General features: G+C 62.3%; 17 protein-coding genes and 1 pseudogene. 7 read left to right on the top strand and 11 right to left on the bottom strand.

All coding sequences use genetic code 11. From position 1 onward, the window contains the following. Nucleotides 1-222: 222 nt before the first annotated feature. Genes INT12_RS29505 through nirS form a run of 11 tightly spaced genes read right to left on the bottom strand, consistent with a single transcriptional unit; the run spans nucleotide 223 to nucleotide 9,000 of the window. On the bottom strand, nucleotides 223-1,677 hold the full coding sequence (locus tag INT12_RS29505) for a cytochrome D1 domain-containing protein (RefSeq protein WP_193040910.1): 1,455 nt from the start codon (nucleotides 1,675-1,677) through the stop codon (nucleotides 223-225). Beyond that, nucleotides 1,674-2,498 (bottom strand): uroporphyrinogen-III C-methyltransferase, encoded by an 825-nt coding sequence (gene cobA, locus INT12_RS29500; protein WP_193040909.1) that lies wholly within the window; start codon nucleotides 2,496-2,498, stop codon nucleotides 1,674-1,676. Before cobA ends, INT12_RS29505 begins: the two co-directional genes overlap by 4 nt. A gap of 44 nt (nucleotides 2,499-2,542) precedes the next feature. Then, complete coding sequence (nirJ, locus tag INT12_RS29495) at nucleotides 2,543-3,724, bottom strand: heme d1 biosynthesis radical SAM protein NirJ (protein WP_017849358.1); 1,182 nt, start codon at nucleotides 3,722-3,724, stop codon at nucleotides 2,543-2,545. 12 nt (nucleotides 3,725-3,736) lie between these two features. Further along, nucleotides 3,737-4,237: an Lrp/AsnC family transcriptional regulator gene (locus INT12_RS29490; RefSeq protein ID WP_017849357.1), complete on the bottom strand. Its 501-nt coding sequence runs from the start codon at nucleotides 4,235-4,237 to the stop codon at nucleotides 3,737-3,739. Then, on the bottom strand, nucleotides 4,212-4,655 hold the full coding sequence (locus tag INT12_RS29485; protein ID WP_017849356.1) for an Lrp/AsnC family transcriptional regulator: 444 nt from the start codon (nucleotides 4,653-4,655) through the stop codon (nucleotides 4,212-4,214). The genes INT12_RS29490 and INT12_RS29485 overlap by 26 nt, the downstream gene beginning before the upstream one ends. Beyond that, the gene (locus INT12_RS29480) at nucleotides 4,648-5,136 is read right to left on the bottom strand and encodes an Lrp/AsnC family transcriptional regulator (RefSeq protein WP_032804989.1); all 489 of its coding nucleotides are present in this window, start codon (nucleotides 5,134-5,136) and stop codon (nucleotides 4,648-4,650) included. Before INT12_RS29480 ends, INT12_RS29485 begins: the two co-directional genes overlap by 8 nt. Before the next feature lie 23 nt (nucleotides 5,137-5,159). Further along, a complete protein-coding gene (locus INT12_RS29475) occupies nucleotides 5,160-5,618 on the bottom strand; it encodes an Lrp/AsnC family transcriptional regulator (protein ID WP_017849354.1) in 459 nt (152 codons plus the stop codon). A 1-nt stretch (nucleotide 5,619) separates the two neighbouring features. Next, nucleotides 5,620-6,789: a cytochrome D1 domain-containing protein gene (locus INT12_RS29470; RefSeq protein WP_126586903.1), complete on the bottom strand. Its 1,170-nt coding sequence runs from the start codon at nucleotides 6,787-6,789 to the stop codon at nucleotides 5,620-5,622. Further along, complete coding sequence (locus INT12_RS29465; protein ID WP_126586901.1) at nucleotides 6,786-7,103, bottom strand: c-type cytochrome; 318 nt, start codon at nucleotides 7,101-7,103, stop codon at nucleotides 6,786-6,788. The genes INT12_RS29470 and INT12_RS29465 overlap by 4 nt, the downstream gene beginning before the upstream one ends. A 16-nt stretch (nucleotides 7,104-7,119) precedes the next feature. After that, nucleotides 7,120-7,434 carry a c-type cytochrome gene (locus INT12_RS29460; RefSeq protein ID WP_017849351.1) on the bottom strand — a complete coding sequence of 105 codons (315 nt, stop codon included), beginning with the start codon at nucleotides 7,432-7,434 and terminating at the stop codon, nucleotides 7,120-7,122. Nucleotides 7,435-7,458: 24 nt separating this feature from the next. After that, nucleotides 7,459-9,000: a nitrite reductase gene (nirS, locus tag INT12_RS29455; protein ID WP_226926353.1), complete on the bottom strand. Its 1,542-nt coding sequence runs from the start codon at nucleotides 8,998-9,000 to the stop codon at nucleotides 7,459-7,461. A gap of 327 nt (nucleotides 9,001-9,327) precedes the next feature. Between nirS and INT12_RS29450 the strand changes: the two genes are divergently transcribed. From INT12_RS29450 to INT12_RS32110, 7 genes and pseudogenes are all read left to right on the top strand, one after another. Continuing rightward, nucleotides 9,328-10,104: a CbbQ/NirQ/NorQ/GpvN family protein gene (locus INT12_RS29450; protein WP_017849348.1), complete on the top strand. Its 777-nt coding sequence runs from the start codon at nucleotides 9,328-9,330 to the stop codon at nucleotides 10,102-10,104. Beyond that, entirely contained in the window at nucleotides 10,088-10,651 is a 564-nt protein-coding gene (locus INT12_RS29445) for a cytochrome c oxidase subunit 3 (RefSeq protein ID WP_017849347.1), read from the top strand. The genes INT12_RS29450 and INT12_RS29445 overlap by 17 nt, the downstream gene beginning before the upstream one ends. Nucleotides 10,652-10,658: 7 nt before the next feature. Beyond that, nucleotides 10,659-10,889: a cytochrome C oxidase subunit IV family protein gene (locus INT12_RS29440; RefSeq protein WP_017849346.1), complete on the top strand. Its 231-nt coding sequence runs from the start codon at nucleotides 10,659-10,661 to the stop codon at nucleotides 10,887-10,889. Between the two features lie 266 nt (nucleotides 10,890-11,155). Next, nucleotides 11,156-15,415 carry an RHS repeat-associated core domain-containing protein gene (locus INT12_RS29435; RefSeq protein WP_193059136.1) on the top strand — a complete coding sequence of 1,420 codons (4,260 nt, stop codon included), beginning with the start codon at nucleotides 11,156-11,158 and terminating at the stop codon, nucleotides 15,413-15,415. Nucleotides 15,416-15,465: 50 nt separating this feature from the next. Next, on the top strand, nucleotides 15,466-15,732 hold the full coding sequence (locus tag INT12_RS29430) for a hypothetical protein (protein WP_193059135.1): 267 nt from the start codon (nucleotides 15,466-15,468) through the stop codon (nucleotides 15,730-15,732). A gap of 6 nt (nucleotides 15,733-15,738) precedes the next feature. Then, nucleotides 15,739-16,029, top strand: coding sequence for a hypothetical protein (locus INT12_RS29425; protein WP_193059134.1), 291 nt, complete (start codon nucleotides 15,739-15,741; stop codon nucleotides 16,027-16,029). A 128-nt stretch (nucleotides 16,030-16,157) separates the two neighbouring features. After that, nucleotides 16,158-16,250, top strand: a pseudogene (locus tag INT12_RS32110) (hypothetical protein); the annotation flags it as partial. Between the last annotated feature and the right edge of the window lie 151 nt (nucleotides 16,251-16,401).

Genomic DNA, 16,401 nt, shown 5'->3' with positions numbered 1-16,401 from the left:
CCTTGTGGGAGCTGTCGAGCTTCGGCGAGGCTGCGATAGCGGACGCTCAGGCGGCAAAAATGTCAGCAGTACCGGCCCCGTCGCAGCCTCGCCGGGGCTCGACACCTCCCACAGTAGATCACCATGTTCGCCCGCACCGCGGTCTCCTTGTGGGAGCTGTCGATTTCCATTTCAACCCATGCCGGGGGTTCCTCGCTGACGGGCAGGTCCCCAGCGCGAGGTTCAGTGTGATGTGCCTTCGGCAAATTCGATTTTGTTGCCCACGTTGTACTTGCCCGACGGTTTGTTCATCGGGATGCGCTTGATCTCCTTGAGTGTCTGGCTGTCATAGACGATCAACGCTCCATCGTTGGCCCAGATGCTCAGCAACAGGTAGCGGCCGTCGCGGGTGAATTCCACGTGGGCGGCGGTCTTGCCCGGCATTGGGCGTAGGGTGTGGGCGATTTCCAGGGTCTGTTTGTCGATCAGGTGAATTGCATCGTTGTCCGGCCCGAAAAACACATCGCTCCACACATAACGCGAATTGGCATGGCTGCGCATGAAAAAGCCCGGGCCGAGGGTGGGGATCTGCTTGATCAGCTTCCAGGTCTTGAGGTCGATCACCGAGATTTGCCCCTTGCTGATATTGGGCGTGGCAAACACCCACTCACCATTGTGCTGCCAATACGTCCCCGAGCCCAGGTGCGGCATGCCGGACAGGGGGATGTCGGTGACCACGTGGCCGGTATCCAGATCGATTACCTGGCCGCCGCCGGCCTTGCGTGAGGTGGCGACCAGTTGGCGATAATCCGGGGAAAACGAAAAGTCATCGAGCACGTCCTGGGCCTGGATGCGCCGGGGTTCGAAGCTGGGCCGGGCGGCGGCATAGGACAGTTCCCAGACTTCATTCACGTCCTTGAGTGCCACGATAAAGCTGTTGCGCGGCGGAGCGGTGTACACCGCGCTGACCCGCGACGCGGTGTCGAGGGTCTTGACCAGCGACAGGTCGCGGGCATCCAGCACCACCAGGTTGCCCGGCAGGTAATTGCCCACCAGCACCCAGCGTCCGTCCTTGCTCACCGCGAGGTTGCGGGTGTTGAGCGCCACGCGGGTTTCGGCGATCAGCTTGAGGTTGTGCAGGTCGTACAGGCTGATCCAGCCGTCGCGCGAGGCGAAGTACACAAAGCGCCCATCGGGGGAAAATTTCGGCCCGCCGTGGACTGCGAAATGGGTCGGGAAGCGGTCCAGCACGGCAAAGGTGTCACCGTCGAGAATGTCGATGTGATGGTCGCCGGACTCCACCACCACAAACAGGTTGAGCGGGTCGGCATGATGCTGAGGCGTAGTCGGCAAGCGGCTCAGGTCTGCCAGCAGGGTGTGGCTGTTATGGATGTCCTGCGCGTTCCAGGTCGCCGGTGTGGCAGGCGGTTGCTGTAGGAAATTCGCCAAGCCGTCGATCTGCGCAGCGCTCAACTGTGGCGCAAACGCCGCCATCTGACTGGCCGGACGCCCTTGCTCGATGACCTTGCGCACTTCCTCCGGCTTGATCCGTCCCAGGCTTTCCGGCAGCAACGCCGGGCCGCTGGCGCCGATGCGGTTGACGCCATGGCAGCTCGCGCAGTGACGCTGGTAGTCCTCGGCCGGCGTGCCGTGGGCGGCGGCGGCCCAGAGCAAGGGCAGCAGTAGCAGGCGTTTCATACCGCCACCGCTTCGCGGGCCGGCGACAGGCTGGCAGGGAAGTGCAGGGCGGCTCCGGCGAACAGGTTGACCACATGGCCGATCACCGTCAGGGTCGGCACACCGGGTTCGCAGTCGGCGGCCATCGTCGGCAACTGGCGCAGGGTGCCACGGGCCACCTGCTGGTCGGCTCGCGCGCCGTTGCTGATCAGCGCCGCTGGTGTGTCCGCCGGCAGGCCTGCCGCCACCAGGTGTTCGGCGATCAGCGCGAGGTTCGACAGGCCCATGTAGAACACCAGCGTCTGGCTCGGCTCGGCAAGGCTGGCCCAAGGCAGCTTCAACGCGCCGTCGCGTTGCAGGTGCCCGGTGACGAAGCGGCAGGAGTTGACCAGATCGCGGTGGGTCAGGGGGATGCCGGCATAGGCGCTGCACCCGGACGCGGCGGTGATGCCCGGCACCACCTGGCAGGGCACGCCTCGGACCAGCAGGTATTCCAGCTCTTCGGCGCCACGGCCGAAGATAAACGGGTCACCGCCCTTGAGGCGCACCACCCGTTGCCCCTGGTCGGCCAGTTCGGCCAGCAGTTCGTTGAGTTGATCCTGGGGCAGGCTGTGACAGCCGCTGGCCTTGCCCACGTAATGGCGCGCGCAGGTCAGCGGGATCAGCGCCAACATCTCGGCGCTGATCAACCGGTCGAAGACCACCGCATCGGCCTGCATCAGCAGGCTCCAGGCCCGCAGGGTCAGCAGGCGCGGGTCGCCGGGGCCGGCGCCCACCAAGGCGACTTCGCCGGGGTGGAAGGGGCTGTGCAAACTGGCAGGTAAGGTGGTCGGAGTGTGCATGAGACGTCCTTGATACATCATCAGGTAGGCTGCCCCCGGTTGTGTCACCGGGTGGTCGAGCAAGGGATCAGGTTGCGAGGCTGCAGGGCGATCTCGGCGTCGCTGAGGTGGCAACCCGGATCGGGGCCCCAAAGGTCGCCGTTGGCCCAGGCGCGGGTGCGTGTGTTGCCGTTGCAGATCGGCAGCCAGCGACACTCGGCACACCGCCCGCCGATGGTCCGCGGGTGTTCGCGCAGGCGCAGCAGCAACGGGTCGGGCCGGTCCAGCCAGAGCTGGCGGAACGTGGTGTTGCGCACATTGCCCACCGAGTGCTGCCACCAGTACGTGTCGGGGTGTACCTCGCCGGTGTTGTCGATATTGGCGATGCCGCTGCCCGACGCATTGCCGCCCCAGCCGTGCAGCAGGTGTTCCAACTGCGGGTAATGCTCGGGCAGATGCTGGTGGACCCACTGCAGCAACAGCACGGCGTCGGCGTCGTTGTTGCCGCTGACGAAGTCACTGTCGACGCCGTTTTCGATGTCGTGCCAGGCCTGCTGGAAAATCAGCGTCATCGCATCGCGGCTCATCTGCCGGTGCGCGTCCAACTGGCGGCTGCGTTTGCCGCGCCCGCTGTAGTTGAGGTGCGACAGGTAGAACTTCTGCACATCGTAGTCACGCATCAGCGCCAACAGTTGCGGCAACTGCCCATGGTTTTCCTGGGTCAGGGTGGTGCGCAGGCCCACGCGAATGCCGGCCTCGCGGCACAGGCGGATGGCGTGCATCGAGCGCTGGAAGCTGCCCTGCAACTGGCGAAACGCATCGTGGGTCGCCTGCAGGCCGTCAATGCTGATGCCCACATAGTCGAAGCGCGCGTCGGTGATCTGCTGGATATTGTGTTCGTCGATCAGCGTGCCGTTGCTCGACAGCGCGACGAAAAAACCTTTGTCCCGGGCATACGCGCTGAGCTGGAACAGGTCTGCGCGCAGCAGCGGTTCGCCGCCCGATAGAATCAGCACACGCACCCCGGCCGCGTGCAAATCGTCGATCACCTGGAGCGCCGCCGGGGTGTCCAGTTCATCGCGGAACACGCTGTCGGCGCTGGTGGCGTAACAGTGTTTGCAGGTGAGGTTGCAACGCCGCAGCAGGTTCCAGATCACCACCGGCGGCCGCTCCTTGCCGGGCGGCGAGGTCCGCGGCGGCGGGCATTTTCCGGCCAGGGTACGCAGGTACTGACTGATCCGTAGCATAGGACGCTCCTTCTAAGGTGCCGGCGTCAGGCGCAGGCCGGTTTTTTTCAGGATGCGGCTGCTCACCAGCATCTCGTCGCCGCGGCAGGCATCGCCGAGCAGGAACCGCAGGTGCTCGCGGTAGCTGTCGATTTCCTCGCGGCTACGCCCATGCACCATGGCGAACAGGTTGTAGGGCCAGTCGGGACGGCGCGGGCGGCGGTAGCAATGGCTGACAAACGGCTGCGCACCGATCAATTCGCCCAGGCGCGGCATCTGCACGTCGGCCACGTCCCACACGGTCATGCCGTTGTGGCGATAGCCCAGGCGGTAATGGTTGGGCACGGCGGCGACACGCCGGATCGCGCCTTCGGCCTGCAGGTGCTTGAGCAAGTCAAGGGTCGACTCGACGCTGATGCCCAACTGCTCGGCGAGCCAGGCCCAGGGATCGTCCAGCAGCGGCAGGCCACCCTGGGTGAGGGCGACCAGGCGCAGGGCCAGGTGATGGTCAGACCGGGAAATACAGACCGACATGGTAGGTTTGCTCCTTCGGCAGATTGAGCACCGCCAACCCCGTCAGGGCCTCGATGCGGGACAGCGTGGCGGCCAGTTCGGCCTCGGTGCCGCAGGCCAGCACGAACCACATGTTCCAGCGGTGTTCGCGGCGATAGTTGTGGGCCACCTGGGGCAGCGCGTTGAGTTGTTCGGCGACCGCGTCAAAGCGCGCGTCGGGTACGGCCAGCGCAGCCAGGGTGAAGGCGCCGCCGAGGCGCTCGACATCGAACATCGGCCCGAAGCGCGTCAGCACCCCGTCTTCGAGCAGGTCGTGCAGGCGGTCGAGCACTTCACTCGGGTCGCTGTGCAGTTCCTGCGCCACCTGCCGCCAGGGTTCGCGCACCAGCGGCAGGCCATGTTGCAGGCGATTGATCAGGCGCCGGTCGAGATCATCCATGGGCCCATACCTGCGACGACGGCGGCGTAAAGCGCCCGCCGCATTGCTTGAAGGCGTGGGTGCTGAACAGCAGCTGGTGCGGCAGGTCACTCAGTTGCTGCTGTTCCAGCATCCGCTGGATATGCGCCGTGACCTCCTTGCGTTCGCGGCCATGCACCATGCAGAACAGGTTGTAGCGCCACTGCGGCAGGCGGCGTGGGCGCTGGTAACACAGGTTGACACCGGGCGCGCGGCCCAGGCGGTTGCCCACTTCGTCCACCAGCGCATCGGGTACGTCCAGCACCAGCATGGCATTAGCGACAAAGCCCAGGGCGCGGTGATTGAGCACCAGGCCGACACGGCGGAACAGGCCCTGGTCCTGCCATTGCTGCATCTGCTGCAACACCTGGTCGTGATGCGCGCCGATCTGTTCGGCGAGGTTGTCGTAGGGCCGCGAGACAAGAGGCAAGCCGCGCTCCAGGCATTGGCGCAGGTCGAGCATTTGCTCCTGGCTCAGCGGGATGATCACGGATGCGCTCCCAGGGAGAACCCGAGGTCGATGCGATAGGCGGTGAGCATCGGCAGATCCAGGGGAATGAGGCCGGTGTCTTGCTCCAGCTCGTCGAGGATCTGTCGCAGGTGCTGACGGTGTGGGCCGGTCAACACGAACCACAGGTTGTACTGATGCTCGCGTGCATAGTTGTGGTTGACTTCCGGGTACTGGCTGACGCGCCGTGCCACCTGTTCCAGGCGTTCGACTGGCACCGCCAGGGCAGCCAGGGTGCTGGCGCCGGCGCGGGTGTGTTCGAACACCGGGCCGACCCGCGACAGCGAACCGGCCAGTTCCAGGCGGTGCAGGCACGTCATCAATTGGGCCTCGCTGCAGCCCAGCACCTGGGCCATTTCGCGATAAGGTTCGGCGCACAGCGGCATGCCGTGCTGGTAGCGTTCGATCAATTGACGGCTAAGCAGGTCAAGGTCCATCTCAATACCCCATTTTTTGCGCGCGGCTGCTGAAGAAAATTCCACTGGGACTCAAGGCCGGCAAGGTCTTGAGCAAGGTCATGCGGTACGGGTCCCAGACCTGCACCTGCTCACCGTCGCGCACCGACAGCCAGAGCTGTTCGCCACGCCCGGTGAACTCCATGTGCAGCACCCCGGGACCGGGGCGCAGGTCGGCCACCACTTTGTGGGTCTCGGTGTCGATCACCTGTACGCGGTCGTTGTCCGGGTAGGCGAAATTGACCCATAGCTGGCGCCCGTCGGGGCGTGCGGTGACGAAAATCGGTTGGCCGGCGACGTCGATGGCGGCGGTCTGCTGCCAGCTGCGCGCATCCATCACCAGCACTTGGTGATGGCCGACGGCGGGCACGAAGGCTTGGTTGTCGGCCACGGCCCAGCCTTCGAGATGGGGCATCTTGTACACCGGCAGTTTTGCCTGTCCGCGCCCGTAATCCGCGAGCACGCGTTTGACCCCGTGCTCGGGATGCCACAGGTCGAGCTGGGCCATGCCGTCCTCACCGAACAGCCCGGCCATGTAGTAACGGCCATCGGCGGTGATCAGCGCGTCGTAGGGTTGTTCGCCGATGCCGCGGAACCGGGTGATCTGCGGGGTGTTGCCCTGGCTGAAGTCGGCGCTCCAGATCTCGCCGGTGTCGAACAGGCTGAACACGAAGCGCTGGCCGGGCGCATCCACCAGGCCCACCACCCGCGAGCGTTTGCCGTCGGCCAGGGGCGTGGCGGGAATGTCGGCCACCTGGGCCAGGGTCTGCGCATCGAACACCTTGACCCCGCCGGGTTGGTAGTTGGACACGGCAATCAGGCGGCCATCCTGGCTGATGGCGCCGCCGATGCTGTTGCCGCCCTGGATGATGCGTTTTTCAACGCGTTGGCGCAGCAGATCGACTTTGCTCAGGCCGCCATCGCGGCCGAAAATGTAGGCGTAGCGCTGGTCGCGGGAAAACACCGCCGAGGCGTGGGACAGGTCGCCCAAGCCGTCGATCCGGCCCAGCTCCGTCATCCCGCTGGTCTCGATGATTTGCACACTGGCGCTGGCGCGTTCGATCACCAGGCCCAGGTCGCCAGTACCGCGCAGCGCCGGTTGGGCACAGGCACCGAGCAGCAGGCACAGCGATAGAAGAGTAGGGCGCATCATGGTGCGGGGCTTCCTTGCAAGAGGCGTTCGACCAGCCAGGCGATCTCGCTGGAACTGAGCAACGGCGCCCAGCCGGGCATCGCGCGGGCAGGGCGGCCATAGGTAATGGTGGCGGTCAGGCTGTCGCGGCTTTGCCCGGCGAGGGCCGCCGGGGTGAGGGGCGGGCCCAGGCCGCCGGTGAGGTACAGGCCGTGGCAGGCGCCACAGTCCTGGGTCAGCAGGTGTTCGAGGCGGGCGGCGTCCGGTGTGGCCAGCGCCGACGTGGGAATCAGCAGGAACAGCGCCATGGCCGTACCGATCATCGATGCATTCATGGCGCGCTCCTTGTGCTTATTTCAAGGTCAGGACCCATTCGGCCAAGACCTTGGCTTCGTCTTCCGTCACCATATTCGGTGGCATCGGAACCGGCCCCCAGTTGCCTTGGGTGCCGTTTTTGATGTGGCTGGCGAGGGTCACGGCGGCGTCTTTCACGCCGGCGTTCTTGGCCGCGACGTCCTTCAAGGCCGGCCCCACCAGTTTGCTGTCAACCATGTGGCAGCCGACGCAGGGTTTGCTGCTGAACAAGGCCAGCCCGTCTTGGGCGAAGGCCGGTTGCAGGCTGAATGCGGCGGCACAGGTCAGCAGTGCGAAGAGAGTATTTTTCATCGGAAGTCCTTGTGTTGATGGGGCTCAATAAATGTCGTGTTGGGTGTTGTAGACGTTGAATTTTCCGGTTGGGGTGATCAGGCGCTTGTCCTTGATAACCGCTTTGAGCTTCAGGGACTTGTCGTCGATCACTACCAGCGCCGATTCCTCGGTCTGGCCGTTCCATACCGAGAACCACACCTCGTCGCCGGCCTTGTTGTATTCCGGCTGCACCACGCGCAGCGCGCCTTGCTTGATGCCGGCGTATTCGGCGATCGGCAGCACGGTGTAACCCTTGTCCAGATGGTCGATGTCAAACACCGCGGCCGACTGGCTCAGCTTGGCGTCGGGGTTGAGGGTGGTGTCGACATACAAATGCCGGGAGTTGGGATGGGTCTTGATGAACAGCGAGCCGCCGCCCTGGCCCTTGAGCGATTCCACCTGTTTCCAGGCGTATTGCGGGTGTTTGATCGGGTCGGTGCCGATCACAGAAATGCCGCCGTCGCCCAGGTGGCTGGTGGCCCAGACCGGCCCGTAGGTAGGGTGTACGAAGTTGGCGCCACGGCCTGGGTGCGGGGTCTTGCCGACCTCGACCAAGGCAGTGAGCTTGCGCTCCTTGGAGTCGATCACCGCGACCTTGTTCGAGTTGTTGGCCGCCGTCATGAAGTAGCGGTGCGTGCTGTCCCAACCACCGTCATGCAGGAACGGCGCGGCGTCGATGGTGGTGATGGTGAGGTTCTTGATGTCCTGATAATTGACCAGCATCACCTTGCCGGTTTCCTTGATGTTGACGATGAACTCCGGCCATTCGTGGGAGGCGATGATCGCCGCGACACGGGGCTCGGGGTGATATTCCTGCTTGTCGACGGTCATGCCGCGGGTGGAGACGATCTGTTTGGGCTCCAGGGTCTCGCCGTCCATGATGGTGAACTGTGGCGGCCAGTAGGAACCGGCGATGGCGTACTTGTCTTCGTAGCCCTTGAATTTCGAGGTCTCCACCGAGCGCGCCTCGATGCCGACCTTGATCTCGGCGACCTTGGTCGGTTCGGCGGGCCACAGGTCGATCATGTCGATCTTGGCGTCGCGGCCGATCACCAGCAGGTAGCGGCCCGAGGCGGAGATCCGCGAGATGTGTACGGCATAACCGGTGTTGATCAGTTTGACGATTTTCTTGCTGTCGCCATCGATCAGCGCAATCTTGCCGTCGTCGCGCAGGGTGACGGAGAACAGGTTTTCCAGGTTCAGATCGTTCAGCTGTTTCTTCGGCCGGTCTTCGGGCTTGACCAGCACTTTCCAGGTCTTGAGGGTTTCGGCCATGCCCCATTCCGGCGGGGTTGGCGCGGTGTGCTGGATAAAACTGGCCATGTGGCTGATCTGGGTTTTGGTCAACGCATTGGAGGTGCCCCAGTTCGGCATGCCGGCGGGGGAACCGTAGGTGATCAGCGCTTCCAGATAGGCCTGGCCACGGGCCTGGGTGATGTCCGGTGTCAGCGGTTTGCCGGTGGCACCCTTGCGCAGCACGCCGTGGCAACCGGCGCAGCGCTCGAAGTAAATCTGTTTGGAGGTGTCGAAGTCCGCCTGACTCATGTCCGGCGCGCCGGCGGTTTTCACTTCGGCCGGCTGGGGTGCGCCATGGGCGCTCAAGGGCAGTGCCAAGGCCAACGCGCAACTCAGTGCGGCGAGGCTCAGGGTGAAGGGGTTTCTGTTGCGAGTCAGCATTCCATTTACTCCTCAGGCGGGACCTTTGCGTTGCCTCGCAACACGGTGCGGGGCGCAGGTTCTTCGTGCGGGGCCAGACTAGGGGGCAGCACCGCAAACTTCGCTTGATCACGATCAAGTTTGTCTCGGGCGGTGCTTGCCAGGTTGTCGCAGGCGCCCTTAGCGTGGCCATCAAACCCGCTGTGGATGCCTGTCATGACTGAGCCCTTCTACCAACCCCTGGACAATGAACACCTGCTGTTCGAACACGCCTGGCGCCACCGCATGCCGGTGCTGATCAAGGGCCCCACGGGCTGCGGCAAGACCCGTTTCGTGCAGCACATGGCGCATCGTCTGAACTTGCCGCTGTACACCGTGGCCTGCCACGACGACCTGAGTGCCGCCGACCTGATCGGCCGTCACCTGATCGGCGCCGAGGGCACCTGGTGGCAGGACGGCCCGCTGACCCGTGCCGTGCGCGAAGGCGGCATCTGCTACCTGGACGAAGTGGTCGAGGCGCGCCAGGACACCGCCGTGGTGCTGCACCCGGTGGCCGACGACCGCCGCGAGTTGTACCTGGAGCGCACCGGCGAAGTGGTCAAGGCGCCGCCGTCGTTCATGCTGGTGGTGTCCTATAACCCCGGTTACCAGAACCTGCTCAAGGGCATGAAACCCAGCACCCGCCAGCGTTTCGTCGCGATGCGCTTCGATTACCCGGCCGTCGAGGGCGAAGCGCGCATCGTGGCGCGCGAGGCCCAGGTGGACCTTGCCCTGGCGACCCAGGTGGTGCGCCTCGGCCAGGCCTTGCGCCGCCTCGATCAACACGACCTGGAAGAAGTGGCCTCCACGCGTCTGCTGATTTTCACCGCGCGCCTGATCGCCGCCGGCATGCCCATTCGCGAAGCCTGCCTGGCATGCCTGGCCGAGGCGCTGACGGACGACCCGCACACCGTGACCGCCTTGATGGACGTGGTCGATGTGTACTTTGCCTGAACCGCGCCGCCTGCCGGGCGACCTGGCGATGTGGTTTTTCATCCTCGCCGAGTTGTCGGTGTTCGCGATTCTGATCCTCGCGTTCGCCGTGACCCAGGTGCTCAAGCCCGAGGTGTTTGCCGAAGGGCGCGCGCAACTGGACACCTCCACCGGGCTGGCGATGACCTTGAGCCTGTTGACCGCCGGGCTGCTCGCCGCGCTGGCGTTGCAGCAGGTGCGACTGCAGCGCTGGCGGCGCGGCGCCGGCTTGTTCGTTGCGGCGCTGTTGGTGGCGCTGGTCTATGTGGCGATCAAACTCACCGAGTACGCCCACCTCGGCGCTGCCGGGCTGGGCCTGGAGCACAGCACGTTTTTTACCTTGTACTGGCTACTGACCGGGTTCCATTTCCTGCATGTGCTGCTGGGCATGGTGATTCTCGCGTGGCTGGCGCTGGGCTGCTGGCGCGGCGGGCTGTCGGTCGGCGGGCTGGAGTCGGGGGTGCTGTATTGGCACATGGTGGACCTGGTGTGGGTGGTGCTGTTTCCGTTGGTTTACGTGATTGGATGAGGTACCGATGTCCATTTCCCAAGGGCTGATCGTGTGTTGGGCCACGTTGGTGGTGCTCAGCGTCGGCACCGTGCTCGCCGGCGGCTCCGGGCTGTGGCTGGCGGTTTTGCTGCTGGCGGTGGTCAAGGCGTGGCTGATTGCCGATGGGTTCATGGAGTTGCGGCATGCTCCCAGGTTCTGGCGTCGGCTGGTGCTGGGCTGGCCGGTGGTTCTGGTGTTGGTGGTGGGGCTTGTCTAGGCTCGGGGCGCCCAAGATCAAAAGCCAAAGCGAGGCGGCCTTATAGCCGACCTGATCCTGGAAGCCGGGCCCGGTCACCTGTGGGAGCTGGCTTGCCTGCGATGGCATCGCCTGGGTGGACCTGATGGACTGAGATGTCTGCATCGCAGGCACCTCCGCTCCGCCTGCTTTGGGAAAATTCTTACGCCTCCCTCGGAAAGTCTCACCTGAGCAACACGTTAGTCGCGTGATTTGATTCCGGCCTTTTCAGGCAGGGATTGCTGGTCATGACTGACGCGTTTTGGGCCGCCCGCGAAGGCGACGCGCTGCTGCACAGCTCAATGATGGCCGATGTTCTCGGCGGTGTGCTGGAAGTCGCCGCCTATGCCGCCATCACGTCCGTGGGCTGCCTGGCCGCTGGCGCGCTGATTGCCGCAGCGACCGGCGTGACCATTGCCACTGGCGGGGGTGGATGCGTCGCCCTGGGACTGGCGGTCGGCGCGGTGGGGGGGATCAGCGCCGGGCTCTCGGGGGCTGACGTGAAGATCTCCAGTTGGTGCGAAACCGCCGCCAACTGGGTTTTTCCGCCGGTGATCGAGGCCTTTATCACCAGCGGCTCAAACGACGTTTTCATCAATGGCAAACCGGCGGCCCGGGCCGCCGGACAGATGATGGCTGTGCCGATCGCGCCCAGTGAGCCACCGGCCCCCCGTTTTCTGGACATCGCACAGGGATTTTTCTCACAACTGTGGCGCCCGACGGTCGCCACACCCGCTGCCGGTACCGTGCCGTGTCCGCTGGACACGGTCGCCTGCACCAAGCACCCGCCCATGCCCGAGCAATTTATTGCCGAGGGTTCCAGTTCGGTCTTCATCAACGGGCAACCGGCCGCACGCAGCGGTGACCGCAGCACGTGTGACGCCAAGATCGGCAGCGTCGAGGGGCTGATTTCTGCCGATGTGCGTATCGGTGGCGACCCCGTGGTGGTGCGCGAAATTCGCAGTGGCAAGACACCGGGCGTCGGCTTGGCGATTGCCGCGCTGCTTGCGCTACGCGGCAATGTGAAAGGCTTTTGGAGCAAATTGCCGTGCCTGGCCGGCGGCGCGCTGGCGGGCGGGGCCGTGGCGTATGGAACCGGCAAGCTCACCTCGGCACTCAACAGCGCGGTCAACGGTTCGCCCAACCCGGTGCATAGCCCGACCGGGGCCAAAATCCTCGGCGCCGAAGAAGAACTGGACTTCGTCCTGCCAGGCCTGCTCCCCATCGACTGGCAGCGCTTCTACAGCAGCCTCGATCAACGCCACGACGGCCTTTTCGGCGCCGGCTGGAGCGTTGCCTATGAGGTCGCCGTCGAGATCGATCAAGATGAACACCTCACCTACATCGACGAACAGGGGCGCCGCGTAGACATCGGCTACATCCCGTTGTCAGGCGGCGCCTTCAGCCCCGGCGAAGGCCTTGCGGTCAGGCGCAGCGCCGACGGCGCCATCCTGATCGAAAGTATCGACGGCCTGTATCGGCTCTTCGAGCCCGACCCTCTGAACTCCTTGCGGATGCGCCTGTATCTGCTGGGTGATCGCAACGAAGGGCGCCTCTTTCTGGATTACGACGCCCAGGGGCGCCTGTGTCGCCTGCGCGACAGCCATGCGCTGATGCATGTCGACGTGAGCTACACCGTCGAGCATCCGCGGCGCGTGAGCCATATCGAGCGCCGTTACCTGCATCGGCAACATTTTGCTGGGCGCAGCGACGTGCTGGTCAGCTATCGCTACGATACCCACGGCGACCTGGCCGAAGTCTTCGACGCACAAGGCACGAGCCAACGACGTTTTGCTTACGACAGCGCGCGGCGCATGGTCGAACACCAACTGCCGAGTGGCTTGCGCTGCTTCTACCAATGGCGCGCAGTGTCTGGCCCGCAGGGTGAAGAATGGCGGGTCAGCCGGCATTGGACCGACGCCGGCGATGAATTCACCTTCGATTACGACCTGGATGCCGGTATCACGCGCGTTACCGATGGCCTGAAACGGGTCAGCACACGCTATTGGAACCCGCAGTACCAGATCACCCGCTACGTCGATAACCTGGGCCATACGTGGCAGTTCGAATGGAGCGAAGATCGCCAATTGCTCGGCGCGATTGATCCGCAAAACGGCCAGTGGCGCTTCAGTTACGACGAATCCGGCAACCTGAGCGCAGTGACCGATCCACTGGCCAGGATCAGCAACACCCAGTGGCTGGCGCATTGGGCATTGCCCGAAGTGGAAACCGACCCGGCGGGTAACCGTTGGCATTACCGCTACGACCGGCATGGCAACTGCATCGAAGAGATCGATCCGCTGGGCAACCGCACCCGTTATGTCTACGACGATTTCGGCCAGCCGGTGCAGATCATCGATGCCACCGACAAAACCCGGAAGCTGCACTGGGACGAGTGGAGCCAACTGATCGAGGAGGTGGATTGCTCGGGCTACACCACCGGCTACCAGTACGATGCGTTCGGCAATGTGGTGGTGCACACCAATGCTGAAGGTGAGTCGGTGCGCTATCAGTACAGCCGGCAAGGGTTGTTGCTGGAATGCCGACTTTCGGACGGGCGCCTTGAGTATTTCCAGCGCAACGCCAGTGGTTATCTGACGGGCTATGTCGACCCCGCCGGCAACACGTCCCGCTATGCCTACGACCGGCGCGGCCAGGTCAAACAACGCTGGGACGCGCACAACCGCTGCGTCACCTTCGACCACGACGCCTACGGGCGACTGCTGAAACTGACCAATGAAAACGGCGAAAGCTATCGCTTTGAGTGGGACGCGGCCGACCGCCTGGTGCAGCAACAAGACCTCGACCACAGTCGGCGCTGCTATGCCTATGACCCGCTGGATAACGTCGTCGCCGTCGGTTACCTGCCGGGCACCGAAGGCGAGCCGGTAGACGCCCTGACACACCAGTTCCAACGCGACCCGCTCGGGCGCCTGGTCAGCAAAGTCACCGCCGACGGCACCACCGTTTATAAGCACGACCTGAACGACCAACTGGTCGCGGTCACCTTCACCGCTCTCGACGGTCGCGAGCAAGCACTTGGCTTTAGCTATGACGCGCTGGGGCAACTGTTTGAAGAACACAGCTCGGCGGGGTGTCTGCAACACCATTACGACGAATTGGGCAACCTGACTCAAACCCACTTGCCTGACGGACGCTGGCTCAATCGCCTGTACTACGGCAGCGGCCACCTGCATCAGCTGAATCTCGACGGCCACGTCATCAGCGACTTTGAACGCGACCGCCTGCACCGCGAACTGCAACGCACCCAGGGTCAACTCAGAACAAATACCGACTATGACCGCAGTGGCCGGGTCCGCTCACGCCAGCGGCGCAGCATCGACCAGCCGTGGCAGTTGCCGCCATTGGTCGAAACCCACTACAGCTACGACCCCAGCGACAACCTGATCGGACGCCGCCGTACCGATCGCCAAGAGCACCTGGCCTACGACAGTAGCGGACGTATCCTCGTCAGCCAACAGATAGGCCGGATCGAAACCTATGCCTACGATGCGGCGGCCAACCTGCTCGACGGGCCACAACAAGGCGGCCTGGTACGGCATAACCGGCTGCTGACGTATCAAGACAAGCGCTATACCTACGACGCTTTTGGGCGAATGGTTGAAAAGCGCAGCGCTGCACGAGGTTTGCAGCGCTTTGCCTACGACGCCGAAAGCCGGTTGGTTGAAGTGCGTAATGAAAACGGCAGCGTGGTTAGGATGGTCTATGACCCGTTGGGTCGGCGCATTGAAAAAACTGAACACGGCAGCGATGGCTATCCGCTGGGCGAAACCCGGTTCACCTGGGATGGCCTGCGGTTGTTGCAGGAGCATAAACACAGTCAGACCAGCCTTTATCTCTACGATGGCGACAGCTACGAGCCACTCGCCAGGGTCGACGGTGAAGGTGAACACCAACGCGTGCGGTATTACCACAACGACCTGAACGGCTTGCCGGAGCAACTCACCGAGGCCGACGGCCACGACATCTGGCGAGCGACTTATCGGGTGTGGGGCAATACGCGGGAGGAGGTGCGGGAACCTTACTTCATTGAAGAGCAGAATTTGCGGTTTCAGGGGCAGTATCTGGATCGGGAGACGGGGCTGCATTTTAATACGTTTAGGTTTTATGATCCCGATATAGGCCGCTTTACAACAACCGACCCTATTGACCTGATGGGTGGGTTCAACCTTTATCAGTATGCCCCTAACCCGGTCACATGGATCGATCCTTTTGGCTGGGCATGTGGTCACCATGGGCATCACTCCGATCCAAAATTCATGGGGGGAAAACATAACCAAAATCTGACGAAACTTACCGACACTGATCACAAACAGCTTCACCGTGATATGAATGACTTCTTAATCGGAAAAACAAAAAACATCAATGGCGGCACCGTGCATATGCGGCCTCAACGAGGTAACAGCGGCAAAAAAATACGGTTGAATTTCACCAGGACTGAAAGGCTCAGAGCGCTTGCTGACTTCTACAAAGGTAAGGGTGCATAATACAAAGATGCTGTTTTTGACTTCTTCATACAACACCAGGGGCTAAAGTAGTGACTCAGTTCTTAACCATTGCCTACGACTTAAGCGCTATAGATAATCACGCGTACTTTTTTGATGGAGCACCTGATAGTATTTTTTGCAAAACCTGTGGTTGCTGCATTGATAAAAATTATCTGCCTAGAGAACTTAAAACACCAAACAAAGCTGATATTGGTGCAACTTATGATGGGCGCTTCATCGCGTCGCTACGTTTCAAGGAATACATCGAAAATTTAAAATTGAGTGTTGGATTTTCATTAGTCAATGAAAAAAATTAGCTATTCATGATGCAGCCTCAAAAAATCATCAAATACAGTGCTCAACAGTTGGAAAATCTCTGTAGTACGTGTGGTCAATATTTTGACTGTGTGGTTCCCATCCCGAGTTTCTATCAAGAAACTGGGAAGCGTCTAGAATATGGAATGTTTTTCACAAGTATTGGCTTCGGTAGCGGGAAAGAAAAAAGCCCGGCCATTATTCTCGGCATCGAAACCGCACTTGAAATAAAGAGCGCAATAAAATCATTAAAATTAAGAGGCGCTGATATTAGTGAGATTCTTATGCCTAATGACTAAGACTATCACTCAGCGCTTATCGCTCAGGCGCGTAAGACGGGATAGGTCTATTTGTTATTTAGTCTGTTTATTTTTCGGCCACTTAAGCGAGTGCGAAAAGGCATAAATAAGACGGTCCTGAAGGGCATGAATTCCTCTCGCGCATGCTCGAAGGCAAGGCGCTGGCGGGTGTGCGGATCAGTAGCCGGGATAACGAATTGCACTATCAGTTCAACGATTGACCTGAAGAAACACGATCAAAAATGTGGGAGGGGGCTTGCCCCCGATAGCGGTGAATCAGTCACCAGATGCATCAACTGACACACTGCTATCGGGGGCAAGCCCCCTCCCACATTTGCAGCCGGTTTCTTCAGCTATTACGCAATTTACGGG

Source organism: Pseudomonas sp. K8, from assembly GCF_014889455.1.
GTDB lineage: Bacteria > Pseudomonadota > Gammaproteobacteria > Pseudomonadales > Pseudomonadaceae > Aquipseudomonas > Aquipseudomonas veronii.
Note: the sequence above shows the minus strand (reverse complement) of the source record. Positions and strands in the feature narration are given on the sequence as shown.